The following is a 26,642-nucleotide window of genomic DNA, read 5'->3' as shown; positions in this document are numbered from 1 at the left end:
AATGGAATTGAATCACTACCTTGAAGCGATGACCTCGCTAAAAGCGTCAGATTTGTACATCACCGTCGGCGCGCCGGTACTGTTACGTGTCGATGGTGAGATGCGTCCGCAGGGGGAGAAGCTTTCACAGCAAGAGGTGTTTTCCTTATTACATGAAATGATGGATGCAGAACGCGAGTCTGAGTTTAAATCATCACACGAAGCGAATTTTGCCATTGTAAGAGGGAATGGGCGTTTCAGGGTGAGTGCCTTTTTCCAGCGTGAGCTACCGGGCGCCGTGATTCGACGCATCGAAACACAAATTCCGACATTTGAAGAACTCAATCTGCCTGCGGTGTTGCAGGATCTCTCGATTGCCAAGCGAGGCTTGGTGTTGGTCGTTGGTGCGACAGGCTCTGGTAAATCCACCACCATGGCTGCAATGACAGGGTATCGTAATTGTCATCGAACAGGGCATATCTTAACGGTTGAAGACCCGATTGAATTTGTTCACGAGCATCAAAAATGCATCGTCACCCAGCGTGAGGTTGGTTTGGATACTGAGAGCTACGAAGTAGCACTGAAGAATTCCCTTCGCCAAGCGCCAGACATGATTTTGATTGGTGAAATCCGCAGTCGTGAAACCATGGAATACGCGATGACCTTTGCTGAAACGGGGCACTTGTGTATGGCAACCTTGCACGCTAACAACGCCAACCAAGCGTTAGAGCGTATTCTTCACCTAGTACCTAAAGAGCAGAAAGAACAGTTCTTGTTTGATTTGTCGATGAACTTGCGTGGCGTGGTAGGGCAGCAACTGATTCGTGATAAAAATGGTAAAGGTCGTCACGGTGTGTTTGAGATATTACTCAATTCACCTCGCGTATCAGATTTGATTCGCAAAGGAGAGTTGCATGAGTTGAAATCGACGATGGCGAAGTCCAAAGAGATTGGCATGCAGACCTTCGATCAAGCGTTATATCATTTGCTGGTGGAAGATAAGATCACCGAGCAAGATGCAATGCACAGTGCTGACTCAGCCAATGACTTACGGATGATGCTTAAAACTCAGCGTGGAGATGCTCCGAGTTCAAGTTCTCTCGCGAATGTGAAAATCGATATGAACTAATAAAAAACGCGCTGATAAAGCGCGTTTTTTGTCTCTGCTTTCAGCGTAGGGTTTTTACAATCCTAGATAAAAATATGATCAGATTGAGCATCGGCGAGCAGCGAATGGGCGTCAAACGCAAACGCGCATTCATTCATCCCTGAAGCTCCGCCGAGCCATCCATGGCTCGGAGGGTTTGCTTATCAACGCCCATTCACTGATCAGGAAATTTTCCAGAATGGTATTATTCACCCCACTGGCTTTCAAACCAGCTTTCTAAAATGATCACCGCTGATTGGCAGTCAATGTTGCCTTTGCTTAACGCCTTATAGCCGCCCATAGAGAAAAGTTCAGCTCGCGCTTCTGCGGTTGATAAGCGCTCATCATGCAGTTCTACTTGAACACCAAACCGTCCATGTAGACGCTGAGCAAATTTTTTGGCTCTTGGGGTAATGGTTTCCAAATCTTTTCCGTGTAAGTCAGTAGGTAAACCCACAACCACAAGGTCTGGTTTCCACTCTTTTAATTGCTTTTCGATGTCATCCCAATTAGGAATCCCATCATTGGCTTTAAATGCTTTGAGTGGTGAGGCTGTACCTGTAATTTCCTGACCAATGGCGCTACCAATACTTTTGGTTCCGTAGTCGAAAGCCATAATAGTTCGAGACATGTAAAACTCTTAATTATTTCATTTTTTAGCTCCTCCCCTTTTGAAGGGGAGGCTGGGTGGGGTTGTTTCCACGGAACTTAATCAAAAGTGCATTATTAATAAGTTCTGTGGAAATCAACCCCCTCTAACTCCCCCCTCAACTGAGGGGGAGAACCAAGTGCAGAACATTAGTGAGCAAGAGACTACTATTGTTTAAGCGTGACCGGCTTCACCAGATAACTGAACGGGATCTATGCCCAGTTTCTGGATGGCTTTGTTCCATTTATCTCTGATCGGAGTATTAAAGATCAAATCTGAGTCAGCCTCTATGGTGAGCCATGAGTTATCCGATAGCTCGCTTTCTAACTGACCCGCTTCCCAGCCAGAGTAGCCAAGTGCAACCAGATAGCCCTTTGGTTCGGCATCGGTACCCAAAACGGTGAGGATATCTTTGGAAGTCGTTACCGCGATATCATCCGTCATGCGAATACTCGATTCATAGTGATCTTTCGGTCTGTGCAGAATAAAACCGCGATCTTCAGACACTGGACCACCGCTGAAAACCGGCTCCTTGAGACTTTTACTTTGCGATTGAGGATACGCAGGCTCAACATCCACCTGTTTCAACATTTTGCCGACCGTAATATCAATCGGCGAATTGATGATTAGCCCCATCGCACCTTCTTCATTGTGTTCACAGATGTAAATAACACTGTGTTTGAAGTAAGGGTCTTTCATGCTCGGCATAGCAACGAGAAAATGATTAGTAAGATTCATAGTATCTCCAACCTCAAAGATTGGTATCACATCGCCATTGCTTTAATGCGTGTCTCAATGGCATCCATTAACTTGCCAGTGATAGAGATATCGTAAGCGGCCTCGATTTCACGAATACAGGTTGGGCTGGTTACGTTAATTTCAGTCAGTTTATCTCCAATCACATCGAGTCCTACAAAAATTAGACCTTTTTCTTTTAGTGTTGGTGCAACTGCAAGTGCAATTTTCTTATCGGTTTCACTCAGTGGACGAGGTTCACCACGGCCACCCGCTGCCAAGTTACCACGCGTTTCCCCTTTAGCAGGGATACGAGCTAAGCAGTAAGGCATTGGTTCACCATCAACCACTAGAATACGCTTGTCACCATTACTAATATCTGGAACGAAGGTTTGCGCCATACAGTAATTTTGACCGTGATTGGTTAGTGTTTCGATAATCACAGAGACGTTTGGATCACCTTCTTTCACACGGAAAATAGATGCACCACCCATGCCATCAAGTGGTTTTAAAATCACATCGCCATGCTGCTCTCTGAATTGCTTAATTTTTTCTGCTTTACGGGTCACGATAGTGGTTGGTGTTAGCTCTGGGAACCAAGCAGTAAACAGTTTTTCGTTACAGTCACGTAGACTTTGTGGCTTGTTGACGATCAGCGTACCTTCATCTTCTGCACGCTCTAGGATGTAGGTTGCGTAAATGTACTCGGTGTCGAAAGGAGGATCTTTACGCATTAACACTGCGTCTAACTCAGATAACTTAATTGTTTGCTCTGATTTGAACTCGTACCAACCCTTTGGATCTTCTTTCAGTGTGACGATTTTTGTATCAGCGACAGCCACACCTTGATCTAAGTGTAGATCATTCATCTCCATATAATGAATTTCATAGCCGCGACGCTGTGCTTCTAACATCATCGCGAAGCTAGAATCTTTCTTGATATTAATGGACGAAATTGGATCCATTACGATGCCGAGTTTAATCATTGGAATTCTCCGTTATCCAAGATCGCCAAAACGAACTTGTAAGGCTGTAATTGCGGTTAACGCTGCGGTTTCTGTACGCAGGACACGAGGCCCAAGCAACGTTTCTTCAAAGTTGTATTTGCTGGTCATATCGATTTCTTTTTCAGAAAGACCACCTTCAGGACCGATTAACAGACGAACTTTAGTCACCGGTTCAGGAAGAGTATTAACTGAGTATTGAGCGCGAGGATGTAGGTTCAGTTTCAATGCATCACTTGGCTCTGCACACCACTGTTCTAGTTCCATCACGGGACGAATTTCTGGGACCACATTGCGACCACATTGCTCGCAAGCACTGATTGCGATTTTTTGCCATTGCTGAAGCTTTTTCTCAAAGCGTTTTTCATCCAGCTTGATACCACAGCGTTCAGACAGTAGTGGAGTAATGGTGTTGACGCCCAATTCCACCGATTTCTGGATAGTGAATTCCATTTTATCGCCACGTGAAATCACTTGTCCTAAATGCAAATCAAGCGGTGATTCATTGCTGCGTTCAACACGTTCAGTCACATCAACGGTGACGTGTTTTTTCCCACTTTCGCTGATGACTGCTGGGAATTCAGCACCGCTACCATCAAACAGTAGGATTTCTTGCCCTTCTTTCATGCGCAGTACCCGACCAATGTGGTTTGCAGCATCGTCGTCGAGGTTAATTTTGCCTAACTGAGTAATGGGCTGCGGATGATAGACACGGGGAATACGCATGTGTTGTTTCCTAATCAAAATATACTCTTCCTACTTGAAGCTGCAGCGGTGTTGACTACGCTCGTTCACCCCAATCACATAGTTTATCTATGCTCATGGGGATTCACTCACTTGCCGCCTACCTGCAACTTCAAGTAGCTTGAGTATTGCTATTCAATAGCGTGGGATATCTCGCATCTAACATGGATGCTTTGTGCAGAAAAAACAAGGGGGGAATGCGAATCCCCCTCATATATCCGTTGAGTTGGGTGGCTTATTTTTTACTTTGGCACTGCTCATAAACAAATGGATTATGGTTGCCCTGAATTTTGAAAATTCGTCTTTCGCGTTCACATTCCCACTCATCAACAGGGTAGGTTTTATTCCATGCTTGCATGAGCTTAGTTTGAGAGGCTGATAGTTTAAAGCCATGTTCACTACTCATGTATAAATAAGTGCGAGCGATAGCGCCTCTGGCTCTGGCTGGTGGCATTGCGCTGCGCTGCTTGAAATCGACCTGCATTTCGCATTGTCCATAAGTAGCACCTGATGTGCCATTCCATTGACTGAAGTTGAAGTTGGATCTGTCGCCGTTGACTTCACCAATCGCTGGGGTCAGGTTGTGAAGGTCTGCTTCCATGCGACGAAACACAGCATCGTTATTGCTACAGAGTTTGCGTCCGCCTTCTTGCCAGCATTGACGTTGATGTCCAAATTGCCAAGCAGGTACAACATGCTCCCATTCTATGCGGCTAGCTCGGGTTTGTTGCTTGCGAACTTGATAGCCGCAGCTCGTTAAGTCAGGAATGCCTTTCTTTCCTTGCCATGAAATATCACAGCCACAGTAAAAAGACTTTGGGTGATCTTTATAGATTTTCAGTGCCTCGTTTTTGGCGCTAGAAAAAGAGCTTGGAAAATCAGCATAAGAAGTGTGAGACACGAGCAGTAAAGCTGATGTCAGCAGAAAGCGAAAATTAAACATATGTTGGACTGTATTTTATTATTTTTTACAGTCTAACATTCTCTAATTTGAAAGCTAGTTGATAAATACCACGTTAATTTCTAAGGAAATATTAACGTGACTCGCAGTTATTTTGTTTGCGAGGGGGATTTGTCTGCTAGGGTGATGGTTACCCAGTCAGTTGAATACCGGTGTAAGTCAGAGTTTGTTTGCACTGCTGACAACGGTAGGTCGCTTGCTTACGCAGTACTTTGTTGTGACGACGCACGGACAGTGGGTACTGATTACAAGCGCACTGATAAGCGAATGTTTTTCCTTGCACGGATTCAACCGACATTTTATGTGTGGTTTCAGCGGGTAAATTGAATACTCGATTCATCACTGCTTGCCATTCGATACCATGGGGTTTTACACGGCCGTAAACAGCATAGGTAATGAGGTGGGCGATTTCGTGGGGAATGACTTCACGGAGAAAATCTTGTTGGTTTTCTTTGAATAAAACGGGATTTAAGCGGATTTCCCACAGCTGTAGATAAGCTTTACCCGCAGCTTTACCTCTTAGTCGGTAGCTGATTTCTGGTAGTTCAAAATGGCGTTTGAAATATTGAGAGGCAATGTCCATGCACTTCTTCACTTGTGACAATGCTTGGTACTGCAGTTGAAAATCGGTCAAATCTGGCTCCAAAAAAATCCCCACTAATACGCAGCTAGTTAGGTATTAGCGGGGAAATTATAACATCAAACCTCTTTTTATCACTGAGTTGTGTTCTGAGCCTTATTAAGAAAATACAAATAGCGATAAAGAGAAGGTGGAGGCCTATGGTTGATGTTTTTTCTTAATCGTTGCTTGGTAACCATGCCAGGTGGCATATCCGAGTATCGGCATAGTAAAGAGCATGCCAATTCCGTAAGTCGCAAAGCCGATTAAAATTCCGCCACAGATGATTGCAGCCCAGACAATCATCGCTGGAATGTTTGATTTTACAGCGTTAAAGCTACTAAAAATGGCGGTCATCACATCGACACGTCTCTCCATCATCAATGGAATAGAGAACGCGGAGATGCTGAAAATAACGCACGCTATGATGAAACCAATCAGTGAGCCGATGACTAGGAAAGGGAGGAAATCGGTCAACGGTGCGCCTTGAACGGATGGGTAAAGTGCATGTAAAAGTGCAGCTATCCTCATCCAGAATATCATTGCTACAGCGAGAACCACGGCAAACATCCATTGTGAAGTACTATTACGAGTAATCGCTTTCATGGAGTGCATTAAGCCTGTTTCTCTGCCTCTTTCTCTTTGCCAAGATGCGTCGTAAAGTCCAAGCGCTAGGAAGGGACCAATTAGCATATAAACGACTAAAGCAGGCATCACTACTAGGTGGGTTCCTTGCCATTGGATAAGCAACACAATGCCGACAGCAGCAGCCATAAAGCAAAGCCCATAAAAGGCGCTGGTAAGAGGTAGTCGAATAAAATCGTGCAGACCTAGAGCAAGCCAGTGTAAGGGCGCAGAAACTTCCACTTTATTGCAAGGCAGTGTGCGAGCATATTCTTGATGGCTGACTTCTTTGTCTTTTTGCTTGAAGTCAGAAGGGTCTATTGTACGAGGCATAAATCCTCCCAAAACAATATGGCAGTGAATGAGAAAGTTCGGTTTTGTTCGAGTACAAAACACTCGTTAGTTTGTAACATTTTATTAACTATTACTTGGTTAACTATTGTTGATAAGGCTGAAAATTACAAATGCTCTGATTGAATTTTAATCAGATTCGATTTTAGAAGAGTACAAAAGCAAAAGCCCCCGCCAGAAGGCGAGGGCTTGTCAGTAAAGCGTTTTGAATTACTTAAGGTTTGCGAAATCGCGCAGTAACTCAACTTTGTCAGTAGCTTCCCAAGGAAACTCTTCACGACCGAAGTGACCGTAAGCTGCTGTTTTCTTATAGATAGGTTGAAGTAGGTTCAACATCTCTTGCAGGCCGTATGGACGTAGGTCGAAGAATTGGCGAACCGCTTCGATGATGATGTCGTGAGACACTTTTTCAGTACCGAACGTTTCAACCATGATAGATGTTGGATCTGCAACACCGATAGCGTATGAAAGTTGGATTTCACAGCGATCAGCCATGCCAGCTGCTACGATGTTTTTCGCAACGTAACGTGCTGCGTATGCTGCAGAACGGTCAACTTTTGATGGATCTTTACCAGAGAATGCTCCACCACCGTGACGAGCCGCGCCGCCGTAAGTATCTACGATAATTTTACGACCAGTTAGACCACAGTCACCCATTGGGCCACCGATTACGAAACGGCCTGTTGGGTTAATGAAGAATTTAGTCTCTTTGCTCAACCATTCTGCTGGAAGTACAGGCTTGATGATCTCTTCCATTACTGCTTCACGCAGATCTGGAGTAGAGATGGTGTCACAGTGTTGAGTTGAAAGAACAACTGCATCGATACCTACAATCTTACCTTGATCGTATTGGAACGTTACCTGAGATTTTGCATCAGGACGTAACCAAGGTAGCGTACCGTTCTTACGAACTTCAGCTTGCTTTTGTACCAGTAGGTGAGAGTAAGTGATTGGTGCTGGCATCAATACGTCAGTTTCGTTACATGCGTAACCGAACATGATACCTTGGTCACCTGCGCCTTGCTCTTTAGGATCTGCTTTATCAACACCTTGGTTGATGTCTGGAGACTGCTTACCGATGGTGTTAAGAACTGCACATGAGTTAGCATCGAAGCCCATATCTGAATGGACATAACCAATTTCACGAACAGTTTCACGAGTTAGTTCTTCAATATCAACCCATGCTGAAGTTGTGATCTCACCACCAACCATAACCATGCCGGTTTTTACGTAAGTTTCACAAGCAACACGTGCTTTAGGGTCTTGTTCCAAAATAGCATCTAGAACCGCATCTGAGATTTGGTCTGCGATTTTATCCGGATGTCCCTCTGATACTGATTCAGAAGTAAACAGGTGCTTAGCCATGATAGCTCCAATATAAATAGTCAAAAAGTAGCAAAGAATTTGTCCTTCACTACTTTGAAAAGTGTTCATTATGTAGGCGTTTCTACATCTAGACGGCTATTTTAGTTTTGAATGCTTAAATTACAAGCTCTTTTTCACTTTTAGATATAACCAAACGTTTGCTTACATTCCTTCTTTACTTGCAGTCTTATCCGAATCTAGCCGACAAAATTGCTTTATAAGACAAGTAAACGATTGCAGTGATTTAGGGGCTTTGTAACAATACCCACAATTTAACAATACCCTCAATTATAGATAGATTATTTCACTTCGCTTAAATCAATCAGGAGCTGACATGGCGTCTCGCAAACAATTGGCTAATGCAATCCGTGCTCTAAGCATGGATGGTGTTCAAAAAGCTAACTCTGGCCACCCGGGTGCACCTATGGGTATGGCGGATATCGCTGAAGTACTTTGGCGTTCACACCTAAACCATAACCCACAAAACCCTAACTGGGCTGACCGCGACCGTTTTATTCTTTCTAACGGTCATGGCTCGATGCTGATTTACTCACTGCTGCACCTGACTGGTTACGAGCTTTCAATGGAAGATTTAAAGAACTTCCGTCAGCTTCACTCAAAAACCCCAGGTCACCCAGAGTACGGTTATGCACCAGGTGTTGAAACGACGACTGGTCCACTAGGTCAAGGTATCACTAACGCTGTGGGTATGGCACTGGCTGAGAAAGCGCTTGCTGCTCAGTTCAACAAAGAAGGCCACGACATCGTTGACCACTTCACATACGCGTTCATGGGTGACGGCTGTATGATGGAAGGTATCTCGCACGAGGCATGTTCTCTAGCAGGTACACTAGGTCTGGGCAAACTGATTGCATTCTGGGATGACAACGGTATCTCTATCGATGGTCACGTTGAAGGTTGGTTCGCTGACGATACACCAAAACGTTTTGAAGCGTACGGCTGGCATGTTATCCCAGCAGTTGATGGTCACGATGCTGACGCAATCAACGCAGCAATCATCGCGGCGAAAGCGGAAACAGGTCGTCCAACTCTAATCTGTACTAAAACCATCATCGGTTTTGGTTCGCCAAACAAAGCGGGCTCTCACGATTGTCACGGTGCTCCACTAGGCGCTGATGAAATCAAAGCAGCACGTGAATTCCTCGTTTGGGAATACGCACCGTTTGAAATCCCTGCCGATATCTATGCGAACTGGGATGCAAAAGAAGCAGGCGCAGCAAAAGAAGCGGCATGGGATGAAAAATTCGCAGCGTACGCAGCGGCATACCCTGAGCTAGCAGCAGAATTCAAACGTCGTGTGAACGGCGAACTTCCAGCGCAGTGGGAAGAGAAAGCAAACGCAGTGATTGCCGAGCTTCAAGCAAACCCAGCGAACATCGCATCACGCAAAGCATCGCAAAACGCACTCGAAGCGTTTGGTAAAATGCTACCTGAATTCATGGGCGGATCGGCTGACCTTGCACCTTCAAACCTAACCATGTGGTCTGGCTCTAAGTCAATCACGCCAGAAGATGCATCAGGCAACTATATCCATTACGGTGTTCGTGAATTCGGTATGACGGCTATCATGAACGGTATCGCGCTACATGGTGGTTTCGTTCCTTACGGCGCAACCTTCCTGATGTTCATGGAATACGCTCGTAATGCGCTGCGTATGGCGGCACTGATGAAAGTGCAAAACATCCAAGTGTACACGCACGACTCTATCGGCCTTGGCGAAGATGGTCCAACTCACCAACCGGTTGAGCAAACCGCTTCTCTACGTCTGACTCCAAACATGAGCACATGGCGTCCATGTGACCAGGTGGAATCAGCAGTAGCTTGGAAACTGGCTATCGAGCGTAAAGACGCGCCTACTGCGCTTATCTTCTCTCGTCAAAATCTAGCACAGCAACCACGTTCAGCAGAGCAAGTGGCTGACATCGCTAAGGGTGGTTACATCCTGAAAGATTGTGCAGGCAAACCTGAGCTAATTCTGATTGCGACAGGCTCTGAAGTTGATTTGGCTGTGAAAGCGGCTGAGCAACTTACCGCAGAAGGTAAACAAGTACGTGTTGTTTCAATGCCATCAACCGATGCATTTGACAAACAAGACGCAGCTTACCGCAGTGCAGTTCTGCCAGCAGATGTAACAGCGCGTATCGCTATCGAAGCAGGTATCGCGGATTACTGGTACAAGTACGTTGGCCTAAACGGCAAAATCATCGGTATGACGACATTCGGTGAATCTGCACCAGCAGATCAACTGTTCAAGATGTTCGGCTTTACTGTTGAGAATGTTGTTGAAAAAGCAAAAGAGTTGATTAAGTAACCTACAACTTTTTAAATAAAAAACGAGCCTTAGAGCTCGTTTTTTTGTGGATGAAATATTTTGAATTCGCATTTCCCTAGAAAATAATCTACTGTTTTTAATAACAAAAATAATTGCTTATAAACTTGAGTGAGGAATGGATGTTTCTTCAAGCTAAGACGTCAAAATTTATTTTAATCGTTGGTTTGTTCGTTGGATTTTTGGGAAGTTTGAAATTTTTATATATAGATAATAAGGATTTCCTGAATGGGGACTTATCTAGAGGACAAATTGTTGGTAGAGATTTTCTTCATTCATGGACTGCAGTAAAATTAGCAAGTGAAGGTAAATATGATGATATTTATAATCCAGAACTATTAATATCGCATAGTCCTGATGACGTAAAAAAAACTGGTGTAGCATTTAACTTTGCTTATCCTCCACAGACATTAGCATTATTACTTCCCCTATCAAATTTTAACTATATCACCTCACTAATTATTTGGGGTTGCTTTAGTATTTTGTGTTATATATCATCTTCAATTATCTTTGAAAAGAAAGTTTCTAATATTGCTTTACTATTAATTGCACCTACAACTTTCCTTAATATAAGTATGGGGCAGAATGGATTATTTACAGCAGCATTGTTAATTAGTGGTTTAATACTGTTAGAATCTAAGCCTAGATTGTCAGGAATTTTATTTGGTATTTTAACAATTAAACCTCATCTAGGAATTCTGATACCTGTAGCTCTTATTGCTGGTGGCTATAAAAAGTCTTTTCTTTGGGCGATGATATCTACAATTTGTTTTTTTGTTATATCTTTGATTGTTTTTGGGAGTGGAGTATGGGAAGCTTGGTTCAATAATGCTCCATGGGTTTACGCCAAAAATTTTATTGAGAATGGAACCGGATTTGCTCTTTTTATGCAGCCATCTCCATTTATGACTATTAGATTATTATTTAATAATACTGAACTTGCATGGTTAACCCAAATTATTAGTGCTATATTATCTTCTGGATGTGTAATTTATACATTTAAAAAAAGTCATAGTTTAGAACTTAAGGCATCAGTACTTATTACTGCAACATATTTAGTTAGCCCATATATTCATTCATATGATATGGCTGCATTGAATTTTGTTATGATATGGCAGGCTAGAAAGGGGCTAGAAAATGGATTTATATATGGAGAGCAAACTTTACTTGTAGTTGCTTGGGTCATGCCTCTTATTATGATGTCAATTGGGTATTTAGGCTTTCCAATATTCCCATTAATTACTTTATTAATGTTATCTGTATTAGTGTATAAAGTAAATATAACAAAAAACGATAAATTATAAATCTATTTTTTTGCATGGAATATATAAAATAAATTTAGATCAATGCTCTGTATAAATTTAAATGGCCAAAAATAACTATAATTATTTGGAAAATAATAGTTTAGAAAAGCTACTAAATTATTGCATGGGTTCACATGCTCTCTAGCCATTATATAATCGTATTGCAACCCGTTTTTAATAGCATCTTTCCTAGTAGTTAGGTATCTACCCAATCTCCAAGCTATTCCAGGATCGGTTGGAATTATAATGGAAATTGTGCCATTAGTTTTTAATACTCTTTTCCATTCTTTTATAACTAAATGTGGTTCATATAAGTGTTCTAGGATATGTGTAGCAATTAAACGGTCAAAACTATCATCTTCAAAACTTAACTGTTTAGCATCTTCAACAAGATAAGATATTCTCCTATCATTATCTCCTGTTCCTATTTTTTCTTTTGCAAAAGAAAGGTTTTTAGGGTCGCTATCTGTTATTATATATTCAGTGAACGTATGGTTTACATATTTAAAATGCTCACCTAATCCAGCTCCAACTTCCAATACTCTTGAGAAGTGTTCGTTAGTTTTGAACTTGTTTTCACAGGATTTATGGCCTAAATTAAGTACTTTACCTGTAGAATTATTGTAAACGCGCTCTTCATATGTATCACTAAAGCTTTCTAAGTAGAGAAGCCAATCAATATCATCATCTTTATTCTTTCTCATATCTAATCCTATAATTCTTATTCTATATTAACTGGATAGTAATTATTATAATGTAAATATGTTAAGTTCATTCTTCCTTTTGTTACGTTATCTAACATTAATCCTGTGAAGAGGCTAATTACTGATATTACACCTATACTGCTAGCTAGAATAGCTGTTGGGACTCGTTCAACTAAACCAGTATCTATGAAATCTATCACTACAGGTATTCCTAAAATCATAGAGGCAGTAATTAAAAAAATGGAAAGAATAGAAAAGAAAAATAATGGTTTAATATCCCTAATTAGATAGATTATAAATGATAATATTTTTAATCCATCAGAATACGTTCTTAATTTGCTTTTAGTACCTTCTGGTCTTGAGTTATAGTTTGTTGGAACCTCAGCTATAGGTATTTTATGGTGTAATGCGTGAACTGTGAGTTCTGTTTCTATTTGGAATCCATCACTTATAATTGGAACCGTTTTTACAAATCGTTTACTCATTACACGATATCCAGAGAAAACATCTGTCAATGATGATTTAAACACTTTATTTATAAGAATAGAAAAGGCTTTGTTTCCTAGTATATGACCTTTAGGATAAGCTTCTTGCCGTTGTGATCGGGTACCAATTACCATATCCAGTTGATTATTTAATAAAGTTTCAATTAGTGTTGAAACAACAGTATGATCGTAGGTAGCATCACCATCGGCCATTACATATAGATCGGCATCTATATCAGAAAACATCCTACGTACAACTTCACCTTTACCTTGTCTTGTTTCTTTTCTTACTATTGCTCCTTTTTGTCTAGCCTCTTCAACAGTGTTATCAGTAGAGTTATTATCGTAAACATAAATTTTGGCTGTTGGTAGCTGTGCTTTAAAACCATTCACTGTTCTTCCAATAGCTCCTTCTTCATTAAAGCAAGGTAAAAGAACTGCTATCTTTAAATTATGAATATCCATTTTATTACCTTCTCAACTCATAGACAGAGAAACCATCTTTATTTTCTATCATAGGTATCAGCCATTTAGGTGGGTTTCCAGAAATTAATTTATTGATTAGGCTGTTTTCAGATGCTCCTTTTAATATGAATTTGTTTTGATTTTCATTTTTATTAAATATAAATATATCTACTTTATTTTCTATTAGGTTTTTTAGAGTGTTGTCCTCGTCGTCTGATAATAAGGTTTCAATGAATAATAAGTTACCTCTAATATTTCTATGATATGGTGCGCTAATTATACTATTGCTAGTTAATGCTAGAATATCAGCACCATCATCCATTGCTGTAAATATTTTTTTATTTTCTATTTTTAGGTTGTTAATAACTTCTATTATATTGGTTTCATCTTTTTTTAACGTATTATCGTTATCAGATATACTTGAAATATAATTTAGTAACCCTGCTGATATAACTGGTGCTATAAGCAAAGGGATAATTATTCTTACAACAGGAGTTTTGATGTTATTGAAAATTTTTAATCCAACGAATACTTGCAAAGGTATTGATAATGCTGATGAGAAAAGAATAGTTCTTGTTTGCCAAAAAATTGCTGGGATTAAACTTAGACAAAAAACAAGGTAATAGGTCTTGTGTTTTTTTTCATTCAACAAAAAAATGGACAGTATAGCTGGGAAAATTGTCCCAATGTAAAGCCAGTTTGTTGATAATTTTTCAGTGTTTAGTATTTTTGTTAATAATGGTTGTGCTTCTGTAACATGGCTAAGCCAATATTCAATTAAAGTTTCATGGTAATCATGGAATGGCGGCTTTATTGCTTCTGGAAATATTGAGTAAACAACTCCCACAATTAATAACGATGATAATAAAAGTATATTTAGCTTTGGTCTATATAATGATAGATGTAAAGCTATGCCTGCGCCTAAGAAATAAATTAAAAGTTCAATGGTTAATTTGTCATAGATTGGTGTGAATATGTTTTCTATTGGTTCAAATATAAATATGCCAATCGTTCCATATATAGATACAAGAAACGATAAATTTTTTATATAAGTTAACTTTCTTAGGTCATTATATAATGAATATAAAGTTAGTAAGCTTAAGGTTAGAATATAAAACGGCAGTGTTTCTAACCCGATAAGCAAAGATAAAGTAATGCTTAAAGCACTACCGAAAAGGTTTATTTTTTTGTAATAGTTGGAAGAGAAAGTTAACAATATAAATACAGCAAACAACAGTATCTGTAAGTTATGATGATCTATGTGGCCGGGGAGAAATTTGAGTGATGCAACTGAGAAAAAGGTATATGTCGTTGCAAGTACCGGTTGATTTAACTCGAAGATAGATTTGGTGATCTTACACAGCACTAGAGAAAGTAATATTAGATATATGAGGGGGACGATGGTGATAGCTATTTGGATAGCCGTTGTTTCGTCTAGGAAAAGGTAAGTGACGTAATAAATGGCGAGAATTGGAAGATCTGGAATCCTAGACCAGTGTATGATTTGCCCGTCTTGAGGGTTAAAATCTTTTAGCGGATGTAGATACCAAGAAGGTGAATCAATAAATGTCTTAATCTGGTGAAGACGCATGAAGTTGTCATTATCACCTAGATTCCATTCAACCACATTTGGATAGCGAATGATGAGTATTGCTAGCGCTAGAATGATACTCAATGTAAGCGCTTCATTATGCTTTATCACTAAAAACAAACTTCTAAAACGATCCAACGCTTTACTACCTAAATCATCCCTAATACAAATAGCGTAGAATACGTAATTAAATTAGCAATTTAGTTTAGCTAATTTTATTTAAATAGTGATCTTGCTAACTTACAGCTTGCTGTTTTTAGAGGTGGTATAAGAAAAAAACTGCGCTTTGTTTTTTCATCGGTTACTATCTGTGCCACGAATTTTTAGTCGGTTGATAGTACGGATGTTAAGAGTCGCAATTAATGGATTCGGGCGAATAGGGCGTAATGTTTTGCGCGCTGTTTACGAAAGTGGCAAAGCTCAGCAGATAAAAGTAGTAGCTGTAAATGAATTGGCTCAGCCTGAGGCGATGGCGCACTTGTTACAGTACGATACCAGTCATGGTCGTTTCGGTAAGAAGATTTCTCACGATCAAGAACATTTGTATGTTCATCATGATAATGGTGAGTTCGATAGTGTTCGAATTCTTCACTCTACAGATATTCATCTATTACCTTGGCGTGATCTTGAAGTCGATATCGTGTTGGATTGCACAGGTGTTTACGGTTCTAAAGCGGATGGTGAGCAACATATTGCCGCAGGTGCAAAGAAAGTTCTGTTTTCTCATCCGGGTTCTGCCGATCTCGATAACACCATTATTTATGGTGTGAACCACGAAACATTAACCGCGCAGCACCATATAGTGTCGAATGGTTCTTGCACGACCAACTGTATCGTACCAATCATAAAGGTGTTAGATGATGCCTTTGGCATTGAATCCGGAACGATCACTACTATTCACTCATCGATGAATGATCAACAAGTGATCGATGCCTATCACAGTGATTTGCGTCGTACTCGATCGGCTAGTCAATCTATCATTCCTGTTGATACAAAATTACATAAAGGGATAGAAAGGATATTTCCGAAATTTTCTAACAAATTTGAAGCTATTTCGGTGCGAGTTCCGACTGTAAATGTGACGGCGATGGATTTGAGTGTCACTATTAACGCAAATGTGAAAGTTAATGACGTAAATCAAACCATGATAGAGGCATCTCAGTGTACATTACACGGCATTGTTGACTATACTGAAGCACCACTCGTATCCATTGATTTTAATCACGATCCACACAGTGCGATTGTTGATGGAAGCCAGACTCGAGTGAGTAACGGGCATCTGGTCAAGATGCTCGTCTGGTGTGATAACGAATGGGGATTTGCTAACCGAATGCTGGATACAGCGTTAGCAATGCAAGCTGCAAAGTAGTTACCTCCCCCTAAGGGCGAAATTATTTATTTTAGAACTTGAAATAAATATCTAATGCCCCATATTAGTATGCAGTTTAAGATTTTACAGGCTCGGCGGGATAGCCGGGCTTACAGAAACTTTTCTTTTTAATATTTGAGAGGACAAACCATGTCTGTAATCAAGATGACTGACCTGGATTTAGCAGGTAAACGCGTATTTATCCGTGCTGACCTAAACGTACCTGTGAAAGATGGCAAAGTAACTTCTGATGCACGTATCCTAGCTTCACTACCAACTATCAAGCACTGTCTTGCAGCTGGCGCTAAAGTAATGGTGACTTCTCACCTAGGCCGCCCAACTGAAGGTGAGTATGCTGAAGAGTTCTCTCTACTACCTGTAGTTAACTACCTAAACGACGCACTAGATTGCGAAGTTAAACTAGCTAAAGATTACCTTGATGGCCTAGAGCTAAACGCTGGTGAGCTAGTTGTTCTTGAAAACGTTCGTTTTAACAAAGGCGAGAAAAAGAACGAAGAAGAGCTATCTAAGAAGTATGCTGCTCTATGTGACATCTTCGTAATGGATGCATTCGGTACTGCTCACCGTGCTCAAGCTTCAACTCACGGTGTTGGTATGCATGCTGCTGTTGCTTGTGCTGGTCCTCTTCTTGCTGCTGAGCTAGAAGCACTAGGTAAAGCAATGGACAAACCAGAGCGTCCACTAGTTGCTATCGTTGGTGGTTCTAAAGTTTCTACTAAACTAACTGTTCTAGAATCTCTTTCTAAAATTGCTGACCAGCTTGTTGTTGGTGGTGGTATCGCGAACACATTCATCGCAGCTGCTGGCCACAACGTAGGTAAGTCTCTATATGAAGCAGACCTTATCGAAACAGCTCAAAAACTAATGAAAGAGTGTTCTATCCCAGTTGCTACTGACGTTGCATGTGCTAAAGCATTTGACGAAAACGCAGAAGCAGAAATTAAGAACGTTGCAGATGTTCAAGATGACGACATGATCTTCGACCTAGGTCCAGATTCAACTGCTGCTCTTGCTGAAATCATCGGTAACGCAAAAACTATTCTTTGGAACGGCCCTGTAGGTGTATTCGAGTTCAAGAACTTCGAAGCGGGTACTAAAGGTATTTCTGAAGCTATCGCTAAATCTGCAGGTTTCTCTGTAGCGGGTGGTGGCGACACACTAGCTGCTATCGACAAGTTCGGTATCAAAGCAGATGTGTCTTACATCTCAACTGGTGGCGGTGCGTTCCTTGAATTCGTTGAAGGTAAAGTACTTCCAGCGGTTGCGATGCTAGAAGAGCGCGCGAAAGCTTAATTACTGTGAATTATTAATAAAGCGGGAATTATATTTCCGCTTTATTGTTTGCTGCGCAATATGCTGAGATCTGTTAAACTTCAGGTGTTGTGAGCAGACGTATGAAAGAATTTAAACTCACCGTTTTTATTTGTTAAAACGACAGAAAATAGGATTATATCCATGTCTAAGATCTTCGATTTCGTAAAACCTGGTGTTATCTCTGGTGATGACGTACAAAAAGTATTTCAAGTAGCTAAAGAGAACAACTTCGCTCTTCCAGCAGTTAACTGTGTTAACACAGATTCTGTGAATGGCGTACTAGAAGCGGCAGCTAAAGTTAAAGCTCCTGTTATCGTTCAATTTTCTAACGGTGGCGCTGCTTTCTTCGCTGGTAAAGGCGTTAAACTAGAAGGTCAAGGTACTCAAATTCTTGGTGCTGTAGCTGGTGCAAAATACGTACACGCTGTTGCTGAAGCATACGGTGTGCCTGTAATTCTTCACACGGACCACGCTGCTAAGAAACTACTGCCTTGGATTGATGGTCTACTAGATGCAGGTGAAGAGTTCTTCGCTCAAACTGGTAAGCCTCTATTCTCTTCTCACATGCTAGACCTTTCAGAAGAGTCTCTAGAAGAGAACGTTGAAACATGTGCTAAATACCTAGCTCGCATGGCTAAAATGAACATGACAATCGAGATCGAACTTGGTTGTACTGGTGGTGAAGAAGATGGCGTTGATAACTCAGGTATGGACGCTTCTGAGCTTTACACTTCTCCACAAGATGTTGCATACGCATACGAGAAACTAAACGCAGTTAGCCACCGTTTCACTATCGCAGCTTCTTTCGGTAACGTACACGGCGTTTACAAGCCAGGTAACGTTGTTCTTACTCCAACTATCCTACGTGATTCTCAAGCGTATGTTTCTGAGAAATTCGGTCTTCCAGCGAACTCTCTAAACTTCGTATTCCACGGTGGTTCTGGTTCTACTGAAGCAGAAATCAAAGAGTCTATCTCTTACGGTGTTATCAAAATGAACATCGATACGGATACACAGTGGGCAACTTGGGATGGTATTCGTAAGTACGAAGCAGAAAACCACGATTACCTACAAGGTCAAATTGGTAACCCAACTGGTGAAGATGCTCCGAACAAGAAATACTACGATCCACGCGTATGGCTACGTGCTGGTCAAGCTTCTATGGTTGCTCGTCTTGAGAAAGCATTCGCTGACCTTAACGCTGTAGACGTACTGTAATCTTAATTGATTGCTAGAAAGCCCGCTCATTGAGTGGGCTTTTTTGTTTCTCGGTTCTGAAATAGAAAAAGCTATTTCTTTCAAAGCACTGGCAGAATGTGAATTTATTGCTTACTCTGATACAGATCTAATTAGATGGGATAACCTTTTGTTTTGTAGTTTGCAAAATGCTGACTTTGCAAAAAGTTATACGTCATATCATAAAGCCCACGATGAGTGATATAGCTGTGCAGATGTGTAATGCCAGACGAACTCAGTGAGTCAAATAGTCGGTTGTTAAAATTAAGAGTCTTAGAGGGTAGGAAAGTATGGCTGGTGAATCGTTGGATATGGAAGCTCCAATTGCTGATGGATTAAATAAAATGAGTGATTGGCTTAGTAGTAATTCAGATTTGTTAATTCAATACGGGGTAAACATTGTTTCGGCAGTTCTTATCCTGATTATTGGTAATATCATTGTTAAAGCTGTAGCAGGTAGTGTCGCTAAAGTTCTTAAAAAGAAAGAGATGGATAAGGCGGTTGTTGAGTTTATCCACGGTCTTGTGCGTTACGTACTATTCGTTATCGTATTAATTGCAGCGTTAGGCAGAGTTGGGGTAGAAACAGCTTCTGTGGTTGCTGTTATCGGTGCCGCTGGCTTAGCAATTGGTTTAGCACTACAAGGATCACTTTCTAACTTTGCAGCAGGCGTGTTGATTGTTGGATTCCGTCCATTTAAATCTGGTGACTACGTTGAAGTCGCTGGTGTGGCAGGCTCTGTAGAAGCAATTCAAATTTTCCAAACCATTCTAAAAACACCAGACAACAAAATGGTGGTTGTGCCAAATGGTGCGATCATTGGTGGCTCTATCGTTAACTATTCACGTCATGCGACTCGTCGTGTGGATCTAGTGATTGGTGTTTCTTACAAATCGGATCTGAAAAAAACCAAGCAGGTTATCCGTGAAACTTTAGAAAAAGACTCACGCATTTTGAAAGATCCAGACATGACTATTGGCGTTCTAGCATTAGCGGATTCTTCAGTGAACTTCGTAGTACGTCCTTGGTGTAAGACGGAGGAGTACTGGGGTGTATACTTCGATTCAATGCAAGCGATTAAAGAAGCATTGGATGCGAACGGTATTGAAATCCCATTCCCACAAATGGATGTTCATCTCAACAAAGTCGATTAATATTGACGATGAATTTAACAACGGAGGCAATTGCCTCCGTTTTTTATATCACTTATCGAGAAGCGAGCTATTTCAACTGAACCATTGGCTATAGAGGCTTTTGGCTAAAGCAAAGGCGATCACGAACATCATTGTTGCTACTATTAGGTCGATGGTTTTCTTCGTTTTAGGCTTTGATAGCACTGGCGCTAATTTAGCTGCACCAATGGATAAGCCATAAAACCAAACAAAAGAAGCCATCATAGTACCTAAAGCAAAGGCAATACGATCACTTCCTTCAAACTGCCCACCAATCGAACCTAGAATCACCACCGTATCTAAGTAAAGGTGTGGGTTAAGTACTGTAACTGCAAGCGCGCCTAATATAACCGCTCTGCGCCCTCTAGCGAGTTTCTGAGGCTGGCTCTCCTGTGTCTCTGAACTTTGTAATGCGGTTTGAAGTGAAAGCCAGCCGTAAAATGACAGGAAGGCAATCCCGCCTAAAGTCACCACAGTCAGCAGAGTCTCGTTTTGAGAAAGTAGAGCACCGCCGCCAAAAATGCCCAAAGAGATAAAAAAGACATCCATAAAACTACAGATTGTTGCCGTAGTTAGGTGATGATTTCTTTTGATGCCTTGGTTTAGGACATACGCATTTTGTGCACCGATAGGGATAATCATTGTCGCACCTAAGCTAAATCCCTGTAGCAGTATCCATAAATTCATCGTTATTGTTTCAAGTCTGAGTTAGAAAAGGTTGAAAGAAAAATACGGTATAGATGAATAGAAATAAAACTAATAATATTAATATACCATTAGAGATACTTATGATTTGACAATGCGTGGATTAGATTACCGATGGCTTGAAGCTTTGGACCAGATTATTTTGCAAAGAAGCTTTGAGAAAGCCGCTGATGTTTTGTGTGTGTCGCAATCTGCGGTTTCACAAAGAATTAAACAATTGGAAAAATGGTTAGCTCAACCAGTATTAGTGAGAGAAACTCCCCCTAGAGTCACTCCAGCAGGACAAAAGTTGCTTGGTCTATATCGTCAGGTGTGCGTGTTGGAACAAGATATCTTGCCTGAATTAAGCGATTACATAGGTGAAAAGCCTATTTCAGTTTCTATCGCAACCAATGCTGACAGTTTGGCTACATGGTTGTTACCTGCAATTGCTGATGCGATGAGACAAAGCAATTTGGAGATTCACCTTGTTGTGGATGATGAGCATCGGACGCTTGATAAACTCAAAAATGGAGAAGTAATAGGCGCAATCAGTCAGTCATCTCGAACTCTACCTGGTTGTAGTGCGGTTTTACTTGGTGATATGCCTTATCTCTGTGTGTCTTCTCCGCAGTTTTATCAACAATACTTTTCTCAAGGTGTAACGATTGAAGCATTTGAGAAAGCACCCGCAGTGGCATTTGATCGGCATGACTTTGTTAACGAGCGTTTTGTTTACGATCATTTGGGTTGTGAAATGGTCAGCGAGGTGAAACATACGGTTGGTAGTTCTGAAGCGTGTGTAAAAGCGGCACTAGCCGGGTTTGGTTATTGTATGATTCCGAAGATTCAAATTGTTGATGAATTAGAACAAGGGCTGCTTGTGGATATCACACCGGGTAGCTATATCGATCAGCAGCTCTATTGGCATCATTGGCAGTTAGAGACCGGAAGATTGAAGAAATGCTCTCAAGCTATTGTTGCATATGCGATAAAAACTTTACCGCAGTAAGCATGTCAAATTTGTGTGATTTACATGCACAGATACTGGGACTGAAATCTTTTTCATCTATTATTTAGCAGTAGTTTATTTAGACATGTGTTGCTAATTAGGGGAATGAAATGAAAGCACTTTCTGTAATGGCTTTAGTTGTATTGAGCTCAGTTTCAATGCTTGTTCAGGCTCAAGAATTCGATTTTCCGCATGTGACTACATCAGGCTATGGTGAAGTTATTGCAACGCCGGATATGGCTCAGTTTTCGGTGAAAGTTGTCGAAATTACCATGAATGCGGAACGAGCCAAAGAGAGTGTTGATAGCATCGTCACTTCGTTTATTAAGCGTCTTACTCAGGCTGGAGTCAAAGAGTCTCAAATTACTAGCTCAAATCTCTATTTAACTCCTCAGTACCACTATCCCAAAACGGGAAAACCAGAGCTGGTGGGCTACCGAGCCATTAGGAACGTATCCGTCGAAGTTGATGACCTCGCAAAACTCAATCAATATTTGGATATCGCTTTGGAAGAGAAAATCAATCAGGTTGACGATATTCAGTTAAAAGTTCGTGACGAAGAAAAATATCAACAACAAGCGCGTATGGCGGCGATTAAAGACGCTCAACAAAAAGCGCAGTCTCTAGCGGATGGTTTTGGACGTAAGCTTGATGGTGTATGGCGAATCGAATACAACGCGCCCATGAGAAAGGCGGTACTGGCTCGAGCCGCAACATTTAGTGAGGATTCAGCAGTAAACAATAGTTATCAAGATTCGACGTTGATTATTCGTGACAATGTTAGTGTTGTTTATAAGCTCAATTGAAATGTAACTTATTGAAATTTATTGTAATATTATGCGACGCCTTTAACGATTTTTAATAATTGCAGTGGTATTTAAGCGCTACTTTTTTATTCAGATTACTGTCAATGGTGATATAATGCGCGCTTTGCTTTGTGGTTAATTATTAGTTTTGCTTATGAGATATACTAAAATCATTGTCGCGTTTCTCATGGCTTGTGCTTTAATCACAATCGGCATTGTCTCTTTCTATTCCTACCGTTACGAGCAAGTAAAAGAAAATAGTCATCTTCAGTCTATTCATGAAGCGATTAAACAGCTTTCATTCAGCGAAAATGAATACCGGAATCTAAGAGATCAGATATTTTCGACTATTTCTCTTTTAAGCCACAGTAGTAGCACGTACCGCTACGTCGAGTCGCCCAGTGACAACACTCGTAATCAACTTCAACTTTCATTAGCTTCTGCTGCTAATGGACAAAAGTGGTTTGATAGCATTGGATTTATCGACGCTGAAGGTCGTGGTACCGTCAATATCAATTATCTACCGAGCACCCATAAAGCGAATGTACTCGAAGGCGTGGTAGATGTATCTCGATCAGAATTTTTCCAATATCTCCAGTCACTAACAGAGGATGAAATTGGCGTGTGGGCTGAAGAGTTATCTAGTGATATTGATACCTTTGCCAAACCTTACACACCAGCCATACAGGTGGTAACTCCTGTCTCTATTCTCGGCATACGTAAGGGTTACATAGTCATCTCAGTCGATATGTCGATACTGGCTAATAAGTTAAATTACGTACACCGAACTGATTTATCTCCGGCAATTGTTGGGGATAATGGGTACTTGATCACCGGAACAACGACTCTGCCATTTTATGGTGATGTTACTAATCAAGACCATGGCTTTGACCTCGCTAAGTCCTTCCCAAAAACTTGGGAAGCAATGAAAACATCAGATGTTCAATATGTGATGGAGGAAATGAATGCCATTGTATTTAAGCCTGTTGATAAATTCTTCGGCCAAAATGTCCATTTAGTCATTCGCTTAACGCCTCAACAATTAAATGATAGAGCTTCCCATGAACTCAATGACCTGGTTAAAGAAGGCTTTTTTGTTTTCATGATCATGCTGGTATTTGCTCTACCAACGGTTTCTATGTCACTGCATTACTACCATCGTAATATCGAAAGTAAGCTCGCACGAGCCGCTCTAGATGGCATGACGGCTGTGATGATTTCCGATAAGTCGCACCAAGTCATCATGGTTAATGGTGAATTTGAAACCATGATCGGCCTAACGAGCAAACAAGTTCGTGGGCACAATGCTCTTAAGACGCTGCTCAGTCATAACGGTATGGAGTTTATTCTTAATGTGCTTGAACAAGTCGATAAGAATAATCTTTGGGAAGGTGAAGTTGAATGTGTGACGCCTGAAGGGCAGTTGCTGACGACGATCATGCGCATCCAAGCCATCATTGAAGCGAATAAGGTGAGTTACTACATTACCTCTATCGTCGATATCTCTGAGCGTAAAGAGCTTGAAAACAAGCTGAGAGAGTTGAGTGAAAAAGATTCGTTAACCCATCTTTGGAATCGCCGTAAATTCGAACGAGAGCTTAATCTACAGACGCAGCTGATTGAACGTTACCCTAATGATTATTCTGCCTGCCTGTGCTTAATTGATATTGATTATTTTAAGCGCGTCAATGACGAGCAGGGGCATGACCAAGGTGATAGAGTGATTATCAAAGTGGCACAGGTGCTTTCTGAGAAGCTCCGTGTTACCGATTTTCTCGCTCGTATTGGTGGCGAAGAATTTGCGGTGATCATGCCTCATACTTCAACCTTGGAAGCTAAGGTGGTGGTTGAGCGTTTGAGGTTGGCAATCGAATTAGACGAAAGTCTAACTATCACTATAAGTGCAGGTATTTCAGACCTTTCTCAAGACAGCATGCGGTCCTATAAGTGTGCCGATATTGCACTCTATGAGTCCAAAACCCTTGGCCGAAATCAAGTTTCTCTATGTCTTACGACGGATGAAGTTGCTTGATGTCATGTTTTTGTTACGAGTCGACTAAAGTCTAATTTAAAATTTCACTTGAGCTAAACTGTACAATAAGTAAACTGTTGTTTTTTTCATCAGTAGTGATCCGGTTTTCCCGTTTATGGCGATTTACGAGTCTGGCAAGGTAAAACAAACCAGACTAAGTAGAAAGGAAATCAAGCACTCTGGGCAACATGAGGCAGGGTATGGTTAATCATTTTCTAGTGAGGCTGACAATTAGTTCTTTATTGGTGCTAGGAATAAAATTAAGCGCGCTTTATTTTCTTCTTATGGTGTTATTACTTAACACCCACCATAAAGAATTTTTTGGCTGGTAGAGTTATTACAAGTAACGACAGAAAATTTATCAAATAAAAAAGCCGGAGCAGATGCTCCGGCTTTTTAGTATCTGGAATTCTAATTAAAGAACGTGTACAGATGCAGTGTTAGTAGTACCTGAAGCAACTAGAGCACCAGAAACCATAACGATGATGTCGCCTTTCTTACCTAGACCAGAAGAAAGTGCAATTTCTTTACCTTGACGGTAGAAATCATCAGTACTTTCGTAAGCATCAACAACTACTGGAGTGATACCTTTAGAAAGAACAAGCTGTGCAGCAGTCTTAGCATTAGTTGTTACAGCGATGATGTTCGCAGTTGGGAAGTACTTACGAACTGAACGAGCAGATTTACCTGCTTCAGTTGCAACAACGATAAGTGGAGCAGCTAGTTTCTCAGCAGTGTCTACAGCGCCTTTACATACCGCTTCAGTGATACGTAGACGTGGGCTGTCTAGACGAGAACCTAGTTCAGCTTTAAGTACTGAATCAGTACGTTTAGCGATTTGCGCCATGATAGTTACCGCTTCAACAGGGTATTTACCTTTTGCTGTTTCGCCAGAAAGCATTACTGCGTCAGTACCGTCCATGATTGCGTTCGCAACGTCACCCGCTTCTGCACGAGTAGGACGTGGGTTTTTGATCATAGAATCAAGCATCTGAGTTGCAGTAATTACAACTTTACGTGCACGGTTACATTTCTCGATCATCATCTTCTGAGCGAAGATAACTTCTTCTGCTGGGATTTCAACACCTAGGTCGCCACGTGCAACCATGATGCCGTCAGATAGCTCAAGGATCTCGTCAAAATTGTCCACACCTTCTTGGTTTTCAATTTTAGAGATGATTTGGATGTTTGCGCCGCCGTGTGCTGCTAGAACTTCACGGATTTCTTGAACGTCAGAAGCTTTACGAATGAAAGATGCAGCAACGAAGTCAACGCCTTGCTCACAACCAAACTTAAGGTCGCCTTTATCTTTTTCAGATAGAGCTGGTAGGTTTACTGAAACGCCAGGTAGGTTAACACCTTTGTTTTCGCCTAGTGCGCCGTTGTTTAGAACTTTACAGATAACGTCAGTGGCAGTTGTAGAAACAACTTCCATCTCGATTAGACCGTCATCAACAAGGATAGTGTTACCTGCAGATAGGTCTTTAGCGAAACCAGCGTAAGTTACCGCTACTTTGTCTTTGTTACCGATAACTGAAGTATCAGTTGTGAAAGTGAACTCTTGACCAGCAACTAGTTCAACATCATCACCGTTTTCTAGTTTGATAGTACGGATTTCTGGACCTTTAGTATCCAAAAGAATCGCTAGTGGTTTGCCAGTGTTTTCCATAACTTTACGGAAGTTAGCAATACGAGTACCGTGCTCTGCGAAGTCTCCGTGAGAAAAGTTAAGGCGCATTACGTTCATGCCTGCATTAACAAGTTCTGTTAATTTTTCTACAGATTCAGTTTTAGGGCCAATCGTACATACGATTTTGGTCTTTTTCATGGAAGAGTCTCTCCGGTGAATATTATCAATTTGAAAGTTAATATATAGCTTAAGAATGGCCTCGATGGCGGCAATTTTATCTCTTCATTAC

The 26,642-nt window shown here is 41.1% G+C and carries 23 protein-coding genes; 10 read left to right on the top strand and 13 right to left on the bottom strand.

What is annotated here, in order from left to right; all coding sequences use genetic code 11:
• Position 1: 1 nt before the first annotated feature.
• Positions 2-1,108: a PilT/PilU family type 4a pilus ATPase gene (locus G5S32_RS12655; RefSeq protein ID WP_165312336.1), complete on the top strand. Its 1,107-nt coding sequence runs from the start codon at positions 2-4 to the stop codon at positions 1,106-1,108.
• A gap of 223 nt (positions 1,109-1,331) precedes the next feature.
• On the opposite strand, the gene ruvX is transcribed toward G5S32_RS12655, so the two are convergent.
• The 8 genes from ruvX to metK form a co-directional block, all read right to left on the bottom strand.
• Positions 1,332-1,757 carry a Holliday junction resolvase RuvX gene (gene ruvX, locus G5S32_RS12650; protein ID WP_042489189.1) on the bottom strand — a complete coding sequence of 142 codons (426 nt, stop codon included), beginning with the start codon at positions 1,755-1,757 and terminating at the stop codon, positions 1,332-1,334.
• Positions 1,758-1,949: 192 nt separating this feature from the next.
• Entirely contained in the window at positions 1,950-2,513 is a 564-nt protein-coding gene (locus G5S32_RS12645; protein WP_165312335.1) for a YqgE/AlgH family protein, read from the bottom strand.
• A 26-nt stretch (positions 2,514-2,539) separates the two neighbouring features.
• Positions 2,540-3,496, bottom strand: a complete 957-nt coding sequence (gshB, locus tag G5S32_RS12640) for a glutathione synthase (RefSeq protein ID WP_165312334.1) — start codon at positions 3,494-3,496, stop codon at positions 2,540-2,542.
• 12 nt (positions 3,497-3,508) lie between these two features.
• Positions 3,509-4,240 (bottom strand): 16S rRNA (uracil(1498)-N(3))-methyltransferase, encoded by a 732-nt coding sequence (gene rsmE, locus G5S32_RS12635; protein WP_165312333.1) that lies wholly within the window; start codon positions 4,238-4,240, stop codon positions 3,509-3,511.
• Between the two features lie 253 nt (positions 4,241-4,493).
• Entirely contained in the window at positions 4,494-5,201 is a 708-nt protein-coding gene (endA, locus tag G5S32_RS12630) for a deoxyribonuclease I (RefSeq protein WP_165312332.1), read from the bottom strand.
• 148 nt (positions 5,202-5,349) lie between these two features.
• A complete protein-coding gene (locus G5S32_RS12625; protein WP_165312331.1) occupies positions 5,350-5,853 on the bottom strand; it encodes a SprT family zinc-dependent metalloprotease in 504 nt (167 codons plus the stop codon).
• 144 nt (positions 5,854-5,997) lie between these two features.
• On the bottom strand, positions 5,998-6,795 hold the full coding sequence (locus tag G5S32_RS12620) for a DUF2189 domain-containing protein (protein ID WP_165312330.1): 798 nt from the start codon (positions 6,793-6,795) through the stop codon (positions 5,998-6,000).
• Positions 6,796-7,023: 228 nt separating this feature from the next.
• Entirely contained in the window at positions 7,024-8,178 is a 1,155-nt protein-coding gene (gene metK, locus G5S32_RS12615) for a methionine adenosyltransferase (RefSeq protein WP_165312329.1), read from the bottom strand.
• Positions 8,179-8,512: 334 nt separating this feature from the next.
• On the opposite strand from metK, the gene tkt reads away from it, so the two are divergent.
• Together tkt and G5S32_RS12605 are read left to right on the top strand one after the other, a co-directional pair.
• Positions 8,513-10,510: a transketolase gene (gene tkt / locus G5S32_RS12610; protein ID WP_165312328.1), complete on the top strand. Its 1,998-nt coding sequence runs from the start codon at positions 8,513-8,515 to the stop codon at positions 10,508-10,510.
• Positions 10,511-10,650: 140 nt separating this feature from the next.
• Positions 10,651-11,832 (top strand): glycosyltransferase family 87 protein, encoded by a 1,182-nt coding sequence (locus G5S32_RS12605; protein WP_165312327.1) that lies wholly within the window; start codon positions 10,651-10,653, stop codon positions 11,830-11,832.
• A 2-nt stretch (positions 11,833-11,834) separates the two neighbouring features.
• On the opposite strand, the gene G5S32_RS12600 is transcribed toward G5S32_RS12605, so the two are convergent.
• From G5S32_RS12600 to G5S32_RS12590, 3 genes are read right to left on the bottom strand one after another with little or no spacing between them, the layout of a single operon-like run.
• Positions 11,835-12,536, bottom strand: coding sequence for a class I SAM-dependent methyltransferase (locus G5S32_RS12600; RefSeq protein WP_165312326.1), 702 nt, complete (start codon positions 12,534-12,536; stop codon positions 11,835-11,837).
• A 17-nt stretch (positions 12,537-12,553) separates the two neighbouring features.
• Complete coding sequence (locus G5S32_RS12595) at positions 12,554-13,480, bottom strand: glycosyltransferase family 2 protein (protein WP_165312797.1); 927 nt, start codon at positions 13,478-13,480, stop codon at positions 12,554-12,556.
• A gap of 10 nt (positions 13,481-13,490) precedes the next feature.
• Complete coding sequence (locus tag G5S32_RS12590; protein WP_165312325.1) at positions 13,491-15,215, bottom strand: hypothetical protein; 1,725 nt, start codon at positions 15,213-15,215, stop codon at positions 13,491-13,493.
• Between the two features lie 205 nt (positions 15,216-15,420).
• Between G5S32_RS12590 and epd the strand changes: the two genes are divergently transcribed.
• The 4 genes from epd (at position 15,421) to mscS (ending at position 20,171) form a co-directional block, all read left to right on the top strand.
• A complete protein-coding gene (gene epd / locus G5S32_RS12585) occupies positions 15,421-16,446 on the top strand; it encodes an erythrose-4-phosphate dehydrogenase (RefSeq protein WP_165312324.1) in 1,026 nt (341 codons plus the stop codon).
• A 150-nt stretch (positions 16,447-16,596) separates the two neighbouring features.
• Positions 16,597-17,760, top strand: coding sequence for a phosphoglycerate kinase (locus G5S32_RS12580; protein WP_165312323.1), 1,164 nt, complete (start codon positions 16,597-16,599; stop codon positions 17,758-17,760).
• A gap of 162 nt (positions 17,761-17,922) precedes the next feature.
• Positions 17,923-18,999, top strand: coding sequence for a class II fructose-bisphosphate aldolase (fbaA, locus tag G5S32_RS12575; RefSeq protein WP_165312322.1), 1,077 nt, complete (start codon positions 17,923-17,925; stop codon positions 18,997-18,999).
• A gap of 308 nt (positions 19,000-19,307) precedes the next feature.
• Positions 19,308-20,171, top strand: coding sequence for a small-conductance mechanosensitive channel MscS (gene mscS / locus G5S32_RS12570; protein ID WP_165312321.1), 864 nt, complete (start codon positions 19,308-19,310; stop codon positions 20,169-20,171).
• A gap of 72 nt (positions 20,172-20,243) precedes the next feature.
• On the opposite strand, the gene G5S32_RS12565 is transcribed toward mscS, so the two are convergent.
• A complete protein-coding gene (locus tag G5S32_RS12565; RefSeq protein WP_165312320.1) occupies positions 20,244-20,876 on the bottom strand; it encodes a LysE/ArgO family amino acid transporter in 633 nt (210 codons plus the stop codon).
• 112 nt (positions 20,877-20,988) lie between these two features.
• Here G5S32_RS12565 and G5S32_RS12560 point away from each other — a divergent pair, with 112 nt between their 5' ends.
• The 3 genes from G5S32_RS12560 to G5S32_RS12550 all read left to right on the top strand — a co-directional run bounded on the left by G5S32_RS12560 (position 20,989) and on the right by G5S32_RS12550 (position 24,723).
• A complete protein-coding gene (locus G5S32_RS12560) occupies positions 20,989-21,885 on the top strand; it encodes a LysR family transcriptional regulator ArgP (RefSeq protein WP_165312319.1) in 897 nt (298 codons plus the stop codon).
• A gap of 110 nt (positions 21,886-21,995) precedes the next feature.
• The gene (locus G5S32_RS12555; protein WP_165312318.1) at positions 21,996-22,691 is read left to right on the top strand and encodes an oxidative stress defense protein; all 696 of its coding nucleotides are present in this window, start codon (positions 21,996-21,998) and stop codon (positions 22,689-22,691) included.
• A gap of 154 nt (positions 22,692-22,845) precedes the next feature.
• Positions 22,846-24,723: a diguanylate cyclase gene (locus tag G5S32_RS12550; RefSeq protein ID WP_165312317.1), complete on the top strand. Its 1,878-nt coding sequence runs from the start codon at positions 22,846-22,848 to the stop codon at positions 24,721-24,723.
• A gap of 415 nt (positions 24,724-25,138) precedes the next feature.
• Here the strand turns inward: G5S32_RS12550 and pykF are convergent, their stop codons facing one another.
• Positions 25,139-26,551 carry a pyruvate kinase PykF gene (pykF, locus tag G5S32_RS12545; protein WP_165312316.1) on the bottom strand — a complete coding sequence of 471 codons (1,413 nt, stop codon included), beginning with the start codon at positions 26,549-26,551 and terminating at the stop codon, positions 25,139-25,141.
• Between the last annotated feature and the right edge of the window lie 91 nt (positions 26,552-26,642).

The sequence above is a fragment of the Vibrio ziniensis genome, assembly GCF_011064285.1.
Lineage (GTDB): Bacteria > Pseudomonadota > Gammaproteobacteria > Enterobacterales > Vibrionaceae > Vibrio > Vibrio ziniensis.
This window is presented reverse-complemented; position numbering and strand designations above follow the sequence as displayed.

Bases quoted from the DNA above. Each gene is read 5' to 3' on its own strand.
- G5S32_RS12655 (WP_165312336.1), top strand. From the start codon at position 2: ATGGAATTGAATCACTACCTTGAAGCGATGACCTCGCTAAAAGCGTCA.
- ruvX (WP_042489189.1), bottom strand. From the start codon at position 1,757: ATGTCTCGAACTATTATGGCTTTCGACTACGGAACCAAAAGTATTGGT.
- G5S32_RS12645 (WP_165312335.1), bottom strand. From the start codon at position 2,513: ATGAATCTTACTAATCATTTTCTCGTTGCTATGCCGAGCATGAAAGAC.
- gshB (WP_165312334.1), bottom strand. From the start codon at position 3,496: ATGATTAAACTCGGCATCGTAATGGATCCAATTTCGTCCATTAATATC.
- rsmE (WP_165312333.1), bottom strand. From the start codon at position 4,240: ATGCGTATTCCCCGTGTCTATCATCCGCAGCCCATTACTCAGTTAGGC.
- endA (WP_165312332.1), bottom strand. From the start codon at position 5,201: ATGTTTAATTTTCGCTTTCTGCTGACATCAGCTTTACTGCTCGTGTCT.
- G5S32_RS12620 (WP_165312330.1), bottom strand. From the start codon at position 6,795: ATGCCTCGTACAATAGACCCTTCTGACTTCAAGCAAAAAGACAAAGAA.
- metK (WP_165312329.1), bottom strand. From the start codon at position 8,178: ATGGCTAAGCACCTGTTTACTTCTGAATCAGTATCAGAGGGACATCCG.
- tkt (WP_165312328.1), top strand. From the start codon at position 8,513: ATGGCGTCTCGCAAACAATTGGCTAATGCAATCCGTGCTCTAAGCATG.
- G5S32_RS12605 (WP_165312327.1), top strand. From the start codon at position 10,651: ATGTTTCTTCAAGCTAAGACGTCAAAATTTATTTTAATCGTTGGTTTG.
- G5S32_RS12600 (WP_165312326.1), bottom strand. From the start codon at position 12,536: ATGAGAAAGAATAAAGATGATGATATTGATTGGCTTCTCTACTTAGAA.
- epd (WP_165312324.1), top strand. From the start codon at position 15,421: ATGTTAAGAGTCGCAATTAATGGATTCGGGCGAATAGGGCGTAATGTT.
- G5S32_RS12580 (WP_165312323.1), top strand. From the start codon at position 16,597: ATGTCTGTAATCAAGATGACTGACCTGGATTTAGCAGGTAAACGCGTA.
- fbaA (WP_165312322.1), top strand. From the start codon at position 17,923: ATGTCTAAGATCTTCGATTTCGTAAAACCTGGTGTTATCTCTGGTGAT.
- mscS (WP_165312321.1), top strand. From the start codon at position 19,308: ATGGCTGGTGAATCGTTGGATATGGAAGCTCCAATTGCTGATGGATTA.
- G5S32_RS12565 (WP_165312320.1), bottom strand. From the start codon at position 20,876: ATGAATTTATGGATACTGCTACAGGGATTTAGCTTAGGTGCGACAATG.
- G5S32_RS12560 (WP_165312319.1), top strand. From the start codon at position 20,989: ATGCGTGGATTAGATTACCGATGGCTTGAAGCTTTGGACCAGATTATT.
- G5S32_RS12555 (WP_165312318.1), top strand. From the start codon at position 21,996: ATGAAAGCACTTTCTGTAATGGCTTTAGTTGTATTGAGCTCAGTTTCA.
- G5S32_RS12550 (WP_165312317.1), top strand. From the start codon at position 22,846: ATGAGATATACTAAAATCATTGTCGCGTTTCTCATGGCTTGTGCTTTA.
- pykF (WP_165312316.1), bottom strand. From the start codon at position 26,551: ATGAAAAAGACCAAAATCGTATGTACGATTGGCCCTAAAACTGAATCT.